Origin of the sequence: Terriglobus sp. YAF25 (assembly GCF_052113305.1) — a bacterium.
Classification (GTDB): Bacteria; Acidobacteriota; Terriglobia; order Terriglobales; family Acidobacteriaceae; genus Terriglobus.
On record NZ_JBFRCY010000096.1, the window covers coordinates 1 to 9,349 of the forward strand.

A 9,349-nucleotide genomic window follows, 5' to 3' on the forward strand; every position below is an offset into this window, starting at 1 on the left:
CGATCGCATCGCTGCGCTCGCGACGAAGGCACAGAGATCAAGGAGCTTCTGACGCAGGATTGGCTCGACCGCGGCAAGGTGGCGCATGCCTACTTCACCGAGCTTCGCGACAAATTCCTTCCCGGTAAACCGATGTGGCTCACCGAGACGGGAGAAGCTTCCTGCGGCGGTGATACCTGGGCGGCAGAGTTCGTTGACAGCTTCAGACTTCTGGATCAGTTCGGAACCCTGGCACAGAGCGGCGTCAAGTCGATTATGTACAACACGCTCGCGAGCAGCGACTACGGCATGATCGATGAGGAAACTTACGAACCGCGTCCCAACTATTGGGCTTCCCTGCTATGGAAGCAAACGATGGGGACACGTTCTCTTGATCCCGGCCTTCCCCAAACTTCAGAGCTGCGCACATACGCACAGTGCATGAAGGATTCGCCCGGAGGTGTCTCCGTCCTTTTACTGAACCTAAGCAAGACAAATGCACAAACGATACAAGTGCCGATCGACGGCGGCCGATACACTCTCACGTCACCCGATCTGCTGAGTAAGACAGTTCTTCTCAATGGGCAGGAACTGAAGGTCGGTCAGGACGGCACAGTGCCACACCTGCAGGGAAAGAAATTCCAAAAGGGCAAAGCTATTCTCCAACCCCTGTCGATCAATGTCCTGACGCTGCCCAGCGCCCATAACCCATTTTGCGCGAAATAGCTGCGCCGGCAAGCCTGCTAAGGTCACGTGGAATGCGTACAGGAATGCCCAATTGCTAAACTTCGCCCGCGAGCACCTGTGACAGGTGAACGGCTCGTCGCGAGCTATTCTGTTCCACAGCCTCTCGGCAGGAAAATCCGTTCGCGACGATTACATCTTCTGGGCGGGCAGATCGGACAGCGGGAAGCAGAACTCGTTCGGCGAGCGCCTGAGAGACATCGTAGTGCTCAGATACTGGCTTAGCATCACCGTCTGTTTCGCGAGCCGCTGTGCACGCGGATCGTCCGGAAAGAAGTTCAGAAGCTCATCACGAAAGACACTGGCACAGCTCGGTTCCAGCATGACCACCGAAATGCCTGCCATGATTTGATGCGCGAAGGTGTCGAGGATCTGACTCAGGTAGCTCTTCGCAGCGTCAAGAAAACCAAAGTCGTAAAGAGGACGTCCGCAGCAGACGTGATGTTGCGGAACGGTGACGGGAGCTCCCGCCTGCTCCAGCACGCGATGCGCAGCGTGGAGCACATCTGGGTGGAAGTAGTTATTCCAGGTATCGGGCCACAACATAACGTCCGCCTGCGCGTTTGCCGGCTTCCATCCGTGACGAGTATTCCACTCCCTACGGAAGTCTCTTGGGGCAAACTGAGGGATTTTGCGTTGCGGGGCAATGTGTAGAAGACGGCGCATGAAGGAGGACGTAACCCCGATCTTGCCGGGCAGGTTCGCGAGACGCGGCGCTAACGAAGCGAACCGGGCCCAACGGTCCATGAAGCCGAAGGCATAATGCTGCATGGGATGGTTATGATGGCCATAGTAGTGGGCAAGAAACTCTGCCTTCCACGTAGCCATGTCAACGTTTACCGGGCATTCGGTCTTGCAAGCCTTGCAGGAGAGGCAAAGGTCGAGGGCGTCACGCACTTCTTCGTTCAGCCATCTGTCTTTGATCGTTGTCCCCTCAAGCATTTCGAAAAGCAAGTGCGCCCGGCCACGTGTGGAATGCTTCTCTTCACGGGTTGCCATGTACGACGGGCACATTGTTCCCTGATCGACCTTGCGGCACGCTCCTACACCTACGCACCGGGTGGTCGCTGCGCTAAAGAGTCCGTTGTCGCCGGGATAGGTAAACCATGTCTTCGGCGTCGCGGGTGAGTACGCTGGCCCAATGCGTTGATTTTCCGTGGCGTCGTAGACCCGAACGGGATCGATCATCTTTCCCGGGTTCATGGCATTTGTGGGGTCCCATAACGCTTTGAATTCGCGGAATGCCTCCATCAGTTCAGGACCAAACATCTTCGGAAGCAGGAAGCCGCGCGCCTGGCCGTCGCCATGTTCACCGGAGAAGGACCCGCCATACTTCAAGCAGATCTCTGCCGCTTCTTCAAGAAATCGACGGAAGCTCGCTACGCCCTGCACACTACTGAAGTCGAAGGTGATGCGCATGTGAACGCAGCCCTGCCCGAAGTGTCCATAGATTGGGGTGCTGTAACCGTAGGAGTTGATCAGATGTAACAGGTCGCGAAGATATTGGCCCAGTTTCTCGGGCGGGACCGCAGAATCTTCCCAGCCCTCCCACCTATGCCGCTCGCCAGGAACGAAGACAGTGGCACCCAAAGCTGATTCGCGCACCTTCCAAACCCGGGCGGCTTCGGCGGGAGAATAGCGATCGACACTGGGCTGTTCAGGGTAAGACTTCGCGTCTTCTACGAACCGGTCAATGATGCTCTCTACCTCCTGCGGAGAGTTCGCCCCAAACTCACACAGCAGAAATCCGCGCCCAGGAGGCAGAAGCGTAACGTCATCCACGGCGAGATTCTTGCGCAGCATGTAATCCACCAGCATGCCATCGAATCCTTCAAGTCCGATCGGGCTGTGGCGGAGTACAAGCGGAACATGATCAGCAGCCAGAAAAGCATCCTTGAAACCCAGGACAACCAGACGGCGGTGCTGGGGACTTGCCTTGAGCTCGCAGGTCGCACCCAGAACCGTGACACAGGTTCCCTCGCTCCCTACGAGAGCACGTGCCACATTGAATCCGTTCTCGGGAAGAAGCTGATCGAGGTTGTAGCCCGAGACGCGGCGAGGGATGTCGGGATATCGCTCGCGAATAAGTTGCGAGTATCGATCACGTAGAAGTTTGAGTCCGGCGTAGATCTGCCCTTTCCTGCCACCGGCTGCAATGATGGCTGCCAGCTCCTCTTCACTCGTGCGCCCAACGGTCATCCGCGTGCCGTCGTAGAGCAGGATGTCGAGTTTCTCGATGTTGTCGACGGTCTTGCCGCCCATAAGAGCGTGCACACCGCAGGAGTTATTGCCGATCATGCCGCCGAGCGTACAGCGGCTATGAGTCGCGGGGTCCGGCGCAAAGGTAAGCTCATGCTTTTCCGCTTCATTTCGAAGTGCGTCGAGCACGATACCTGGCTCTACATGTGCGAGACGCCGGCTCGGATCGAGCCATGTGATGTTTCGCAGGTACTTCGAAAAATCGAGCACGACCGCCACGTTGCAGCACTGACCGGCAAGGCTGGTACCGCCTCCACGTGACAGTACGGGAGCGCCGAACTCCCGGCAGACCCCTACCGTAGCAATCACATCGTCCATGGTACGAGGGACAACGAGACCGATGGGAACCTGGCGATAGTTGGATGCATCCGTAGCGTACAGTGCCCGAGAGGCCTCATCGAAGCGAACCTCCCCTTGCACTACCTGCCGTAGACGCTCTTCCAACCGCCGGGCATCGCGGAAGAACTCATGCGGGTGCGGTAGGGCCATCGGTTCCTGCGGTAGAACGACGAAAGACGATGAAGCTTTCTGCATAAAGAGTGCCTACGAACCTCAACGATGATGGTTACGAAGCGCTACAAGCAAGCAAGAATATCAGACTACCTGCAGCCAGGTTTCTCCATGGTTCGTGGGTTGACCCTACTGTCGAGTGCTGGTGAGAGCAGTCGATAGTACAGAGACGCCTCTGCGAAGCTCGTTTGGAGTACAGCCGGCAAATCCAAGAATCAGGCCAGGCTTTGGTTTCTTCCTGATTGCGAACGCCGAGAGCGCGCCCACCTCGAGTCCAAGCATGCTCGCCTGCTTCGCCGCCAGTCTGTCGGATGCCCCGGCCGGCAACCAGCCTATGGTTCTCATACCTGCCGCGGCGTCCTCGATAGCCAGCAGACCATTGAGATGTTTTTGGGCTGCCTCCTTAAGGACGGATAAACGTTCCAGGTAGATCTGGCGCATCTTTCGCACATGAAGGCCGAAATGTCCCTCCGTAATGAACTCGGCAAGAACCGCTTGGTCAAGTGTTGGAGGATGGCGATCGACAAAACTGCGCGCGGCTTCGAATGCGTTTACCAATCGCTCCGGCACCACCATGAAACCCACACGAAGTGCATTAAACAGCATCTTCGTGAAGGTGCCGATATAAATGACCGAACCGGAGTGATCCAGACTTTGCAGTGCGGCAACCGGGCGTCCGTGATAGCGGTACTCACCGTCATAGTCGTCCTCCACAATCCAGGCGCCGGCATTCGCTGCCCAGTTCAAGAGCTCCAAGCGGCGATCGGCAGACATGGTGACGCCCAGGGGAAACTGATTCGCTGGAGTGACGTATGCCAACCTCGCCCTCGGCGACAGCTTGCGTGCGGCTTTTACGTCGAGACCATCCTGATCGACAGGCACCGGAATAATCTTCGCTCCGGCCGCACGCAGGGTCTGCGTGGTTCCCGAATAGCCGGGATCTTCCATCCAGACATGATCGCCCGGGTCCAGCAGAAGGCGCACCACCAGATCCAATGCTTGTTGCGCCCCTGCGGTAACAATGATCTGCTCCGGCACACAACGGACGCCGCGCGCCCCGCCAATATATTCCGCGATTGCCCGCCGCAGGGGCTGATAACCGGCGGCAGCCCCGTGCCCGTAGAGCGACCGCGGCGCGTGTCTAAGCACTCTTGACGCAACCCGCGACCACAGTTCCACCGGGAAGAGATCGATCGCTGGTTCGTAGGATCGGAAAGCCTTACCCACCGAGTGGGACGGAGCCAGAACATCAATTCCGTGAATCATCGCGCGGGCGCGCTTCGACAGCGTCGCTTTGGAGGCCGGCAGCGTTAGAGCGGAGCGGCCGCGGCTGGGCTGCAGCGACTGGTCCGGCATGATGGGGGCGACATAAGTTCCGGAGCTGACCTGGGTTCGTATGTATCCCTCCGACAGCAATTGATCGAAGGCAGCGACGACCGTCCCCCGCGAGAGGCTATGTTGCTTTGCCAGGCTGCGCGTGGATGGAAGTCTGGCTCCGGGTTTCAGTCTGCCGCTGAGGATTGCGGCGCGAAGCTCGGTGTAAAGCCAACGCCACAGCTCCTGCTCGCCTTTGGGTGCAGTCAGGGCCAGATCCTGGAATGTCTCCTTCTTCGGCATCGTCGCTGCATATCCTGTCTCAAAAGTGGACTACTCAACGTTTCGATTATGGACCTTTCTGATGGTCCGTCGCGCTCTATTCTGAAAGGGAAAGGAAGATCAACGAGATGCAATCACGACTGGACGCGCAGAAAACCTCCCCCGCGGGCTACAACGCGATGCTTGGCCTGGAAGCATTTCTCAGTAAGGCGTCAAAGCTGGAACCGTCGCTCCTTGAACTGATCAAGATGCGTGCCTCCCAGATCAACGGATGCGCCTTCTGCCTCGATATGCATTCGAAGGATGCGCGTGCGCAGGGCGAGAGCGAGCAGCGACTCTATACACTTTCAGCCTGGAGAGAGGCTCCGTTCTTCACCGATCGCGAGCGCGCCGCCCTGGAATGGACAGAGGCTCTGACACTGATCACGGACGGACATGCCCCCGACGAAGTCTACGAGCGAGTCAAGCAGTACTTCTCTCCGGAAGAGCTCGTCAACATCACCCTGGCGATTATTACCATCAATGGATGGAACCGCATCGCCATAGGCTTCCGCTATATTCCCGGGGAGTATCAACCCGGCGCACACAAGTAGAGAGGAAATCATGAAGAAAGCACTCATCTTCTTATGTCTTATGGCAGGCACGCTGGCGGCACAGGAGGCCAAGGTAACTCCCCTGCTCTCCAAAGACCTGCCGGATCTTCCAGGCAAGGAAGGCAGGATGATCATCGTCAATTACCCGCCCGGCGGATCCACCGCGGTACATCGGCACAACGCCGACGTCTTCGTCTATGTCATGGAAGGCTCGGTGGTGATGCAGGTAAAAGATGGAAAGCAGATGACGCTTACAGCCGGGCAGAGCTTCTATGAAGCGCCAGGGGACATTCACCTCGTCAGTAAGAACGCCAGCACCACGGCTCCTGCGAAGTTCATAGTCTTCTTCGTGACGGACAAGGGCGCACCCACCTCTACTCTCGTCAAGTAGATCATCCTCAGCACCTGGAGAGATCCGGGTGCTGCCAACAGTTTTATCGAATCATCTTTATTTCGGAGGGAGTGAGATGGACAGGAAGTGGCAGGCGAAGGACGTCTATACCGTTTTTCTGCGTCTGGCGCTTGGGACAGCATTTCTCTCCGCCGTTGCGGATCGCTTTGGTCTATGGGGACCGTTGGGAACGGGAAACGTGGGATGGGGCGACTTCTCTCACTTCATCACCTACACCCAGAAGCTGACCTCGATGATACCCGCCTCTTCAGTGCCTGCATTAGCCTGGATCGCAACCATCGCGGAGACCGTATTCGGCATCGCTCTTATCGTGGGATGGCAGACACGGATCGCATCCTTTCTCAGCGGCGTGCTGCTTCTTGTCTTCGGCTTGTCGATGATCTACGGACTCGGACTAGAGCCGCCGTTGAGCTATTCGGTCTTTTCGGCATCCGCCGGCGCATTTCTGCTTTCGACCTGCGACGAATATAGGCTCAGCCTGGACAGCATCACGTCATGATGTCCGTCGGACCGGCCCCGATTCCCGAGGCCGGCCCTTGGCCCGGAGATACCATCTCGGCGTCTCCCGACCCCACTCACGTTCTTATCACGAGTCAACACGAAAATGCCCGTGGCATCTCTGCACTTTCGGTCTTATCTGATCAGCATCGCTTCTAGAGCTAACATCAAGGGTAGAAACCATGATCCAGGAATCCTTCCACCCCCACGACGAGCTCKTCCTCCAGCTTGAGAGCTACCTCCCATCGGCCGAGGACGGAGCCCACGATCTGTCTCACCTTCAACGTGTCTGGCGGAACGCCAAGGTCATCCAGGCGGTAGAGGGCGGTGATCTGGAGATACTCGCCGCCGCGGTACTGCTCCATGACTGTGTCCAGGTCCCGAAAGATTCCCCTCTCCGTTCTCGCGCTGCCGCGCTGGCCGCAGATCAGGCCCGGACGGCTCTCAAGCTGCTCCAGTGGCAACCGGACAGGACCGATGTCGTCGCCGGCGCGATCGAGAGTCACAGCTACTCGGCGGGTGTGGCGCCTACCAGTCTGGAAGGAAGCATCCTCCAGGATGCTGACCGCCTCGATGCGATTGGATACGTCGGAATCGCGCGCTGCTTCTATACCGCCGGGCGTATGGGCTCCGCGCTCTACCATCCGAACCAGCCAGAGCCGCTCGACAGGCTCGCGGATGACAAGCGTTTTGCACTCGATCATTTTCCGAAGAAATTGCTCACCCTATGTGAAGGTTTTCAAACGCCTACCGGCAAACGGCTGGCAGAAGAGCGCCACGCAAAATTGCAGGATTTCTACACTGGAATGCTCGCCGAGATCGCACGATAGGCCCTCACGGAGACCCGCAAAAGACGTCAGCTAATTTAAAGTCGTCACTTGTAACCAACTCGCAGATTCCTCAATCAAATATGGAGAAGGACAGGTAAACCGAAACAATGGCAAATTACACGAAAGACCCCGAAGCCGTTGCAAGTCTGACGCCTCAGCAGTTCCACATAACCCAGGAAAGCGGAACCGAGCGGCCATTTCAAAACGAATTTTGGGATCATGACGAGCCCGGGATCTATGTCGACATCGTCTCCGGCGAGCCGCTCTTTTCCTCGCTCGACAAGTTTGACAGCCACTGCGGGTGGCCCAGCTTTACCAAGCCATTGGAGAGTGATCACGTCGAGGAGTTCACAGACAGCACTCACGGCATGGTTCGCACCGAGGTGCGTTCTACACATGCGGACAGTCACCTCGGCCATGTCTTCGACGACGGTCCTGTTGACCAAGGCGGGCTTCGCTATTGCATTAACTCAGCCTCGCTGCGTTTTATCCCTGTAGACGAGCTCGAGAGCGAAGGCTACGGCGACTACCTGAAGCTGTTCGAAAAGGAGCAAAAATAACCATGAGCCAAGAGACTGCGATTCTCGCCGGCGGATGCTTCTGGGGCATGCAGGACCTGCTGCGCCGCTATCCCGGCGTCATTTCATCCCGTGTGGGCTATTCCGGTGGTGATGTCCCCAATGCCACCTATCGGAATCACGGCAGCCACGCAGAAGCTATCGAAATTATCTTCGACCCCGCCAAGATGAGCTACCGGAAGCTGCTCGAGTTCTTCTTCCAGATTCACGACCCCACGACRCGCAATCGTCAAGGCAACGATATCGGCGCCAGCTACCGTTCCGCTATCTTCTACACCTCGGAGGAACAGAAGCGAATTGCCGAGGACACCATCGCTGACGTGAATGCCTCCGGCCTCTGGCCAGGAAAGGTTGTGACGGAGGTCGCTCCCGCAGGTCCTTTCTGGGAGGCTGAACCGGAGCACCAGGATTACCTGGAACGTATCCCGAATGGATATACCTGCCATTTCATCCGGCCGGATTGGATACTTCCTCACCGCGCAGCCTGAGGTGCATGAACGCCGGCGGCAATTGCGCCGAAGAGTCAGTTCTTCACGGAACTCTTCGGCGCGTTGCCCGTCGGTCCCACCCGCACGCTTCCACGCAGCCGGATGTCATCTGAGGAGGCACCAATCATCACATCGAATGTGCCCGGTTCGACCATGAAGTCGTGACGTGTGACGTCGTAGTAGGCGAGATCTTTTACCGGCACCATGAACTCCACGTGACGCTTCTCCCCTGCCTTCAACTCGATACGTTCAAATGCCCGCAAAGACCTGATCGGCTGAGCCACCGTGCTGATCCGCTGATGCGTATACAGTTGTGGCACTTCGCTGCCAGTTAACTCACCCGTGTTCTGAACGTCAAAGGAAATGGATATCTTCCCACTCTGCGCCACAGGCTCAGGAGAAATCTTGAGACCCGTGAACTCGAAGCGGGTATAGCTCAATCCGTGTCCGAACGGATACAAAGGAACCCCCTTGAAGTACATATAGGTGTAGCCCTTCGAAACGTCGTATTCGTTCTGCGGAGGGACACCGTCGAGACTGGCGTAGACCGTATACGGCAGATGCCCTCCCGGATTATCAATTCCAAAGAGAGCCCGGGCGATCGCTGTCCCGCCGAACTCACCTGGATACCAAGCCTCCAGGATCGCCGGCACATGATCTTGCGCCCATGTTGATGCGATAGGCCCAGCATTCATCAGCACAACAGCCGTCTTAGGGTTTGCAGCAAACACAGCCTCGAGTAGATTTTCCTGATATCCGGCGAGGTCCAGATTACGGCGATCACGGCCTTCCGCCTCGACTCGAGCGTTCGTCCCAAGGCAGAGAATGACAACGTCTGCCTGCTTCGCAAGGCTTATTGCCT

9 protein-coding genes and 1 pseudogene are annotated in these 9,349 nt (G+C 57.3%); 7 read left to right on the top strand and 3 right to left on the bottom strand.

The window, feature by feature from the left end:
* A pseudogene (locus AB4043_RS05770) lies at nt 1–705 on the top strand (hypothetical protein); the annotation flags it as partial.
* A gap of 150 nt (nt 706–855) precedes the next feature.
* On the opposite strand, the gene AB4043_RS05775 reads toward AB4043_RS05770, so the two are convergent.
* Nucleotides 856–3,471 (bottom strand): FAD-binding and (Fe-S)-binding domain-containing protein, encoded by a 2,616-nt coding sequence (locus AB4043_RS05775; protein WP_442306654.1) that lies wholly within the window; start codon nt 3,469–3,471, stop codon nt 856–858.
* Between the two features lie 150 nt (nt 3,472–3,621).
* Nucleotides 3,622–5,109 carry a MocR-like pyridoxine biosynthesis transcription factor PdxR gene (pdxR, locus tag AB4043_RS05780; RefSeq protein ID WP_442299834.1) on the bottom strand — a complete coding sequence of 496 codons (1,488 nt, stop codon included), beginning with the start codon at nt 5,107–5,109 and terminating at the stop codon, nt 3,622–3,624.
* A gap of 107 nt (nt 5,110–5,216) precedes the next feature.
* On the opposite strand from pdxR, the gene AB4043_RS05785 reads away from it, so the two are divergent.
* The 6 genes from AB4043_RS05785 to msrA all read left to right on the top strand — a co-directional run bounded on the left by AB4043_RS05785 (nt 5,217) and on the right by msrA (nt 8,487).
* On the top strand, nt 5,217–5,681 hold the full coding sequence (locus AB4043_RS05785) for a carboxymuconolactone decarboxylase family protein (RefSeq protein WP_442299835.1): 465 nt from the start codon (nt 5,217–5,219) through the stop codon (nt 5,679–5,681).
* A gap of 10 nt (nt 5,682–5,691) precedes the next feature.
* Nucleotides 5,692–6,072: a cupin domain-containing protein gene (locus AB4043_RS05790; protein ID WP_442299836.1), complete on the top strand. Its 381-nt coding sequence runs from the start codon at nt 5,692–5,694 to the stop codon at nt 6,070–6,072.
* A 76-nt stretch (nt 6,073–6,148) separates the two neighbouring features.
* Entirely contained in the window at nt 6,149–6,592 is a 444-nt protein-coding gene (locus AB4043_RS05795) for a DoxX family membrane protein (protein ID WP_442299837.1), read from the top strand.
* A gap of 181 nt (nt 6,593–6,773) precedes the next feature.
* A complete protein-coding gene (locus AB4043_RS05800) occupies nt 6,774–7,421 on the top strand; it encodes an HD domain-containing protein (protein WP_442306655.1) in 648 nt (215 codons plus the stop codon).
* Between the two features lie 107 nt (nt 7,422–7,528).
* Nucleotides 7,529–7,981 (top strand): peptide-methionine (R)-S-oxide reductase MsrB, encoded by a 453-nt coding sequence (gene msrB / locus AB4043_RS05805; protein ID WP_442299839.1) that lies wholly within the window; start codon nt 7,529–7,531, stop codon nt 7,979–7,981.
* A gap of 2 nt (nt 7,982–7,983) precedes the next feature.
* Nucleotides 7,984–8,487 (top strand): peptide-methionine (S)-S-oxide reductase MsrA, encoded by a 504-nt coding sequence (msrA, locus tag AB4043_RS05810; protein ID WP_442299840.1) that lies wholly within the window; start codon nt 7,984–7,986, stop codon nt 8,485–8,487.
* 35 nt (nt 8,488–8,522) lie between these two features.
* Here the strand turns inward: msrA and AB4043_RS05815 are convergent.
* Nucleotides 8,523–9,349, bottom strand: an 827-nt coding sequence (locus AB4043_RS05815; RefSeq protein WP_442306656.1) for a glycoside hydrolase family 3 C-terminal domain-containing protein, incomplete at its 5' end; no start/stop codon positions are given.

Bases quoted from the DNA above. Each gene is read 5' to 3' on its own strand.
- AB4043_RS05775 (WP_442306654.1), bottom strand. From the start codon at position 3,471: ATGGCCCTACCGCACCCGCATGAGTTCTTCCGCGATGCCCGGCGGTTG.
- pdxR (WP_442299834.1), bottom strand. From the start codon at position 5,109: ATGCCGAAGAAGGAGACATTCCAGGATCTGGCCCTGACTGCACCCAAA.
- AB4043_RS05785 (WP_442299835.1), top strand. From the start codon at position 5,217: ATGCAATCACGACTGGACGCGCAGAAAACCTCCCCCGCGGGCTACAAC.
- AB4043_RS05790 (WP_442299836.1), top strand. From the start codon at position 5,692: ATGAAGAAAGCACTCATCTTCTTATGTCTTATGGCAGGCACGCTGGCG.
- AB4043_RS05795 (WP_442299837.1), top strand. From the start codon at position 6,149: ATGGACAGGAAGTGGCAGGCGAAGGACGTCTATACCGTTTTTCTGCGT.
- msrB (WP_442299839.1), top strand. From the start codon at position 7,529: ATGGCAAATTACACGAAAGACCCCGAAGCCGTTGCAAGTCTGACGCCT.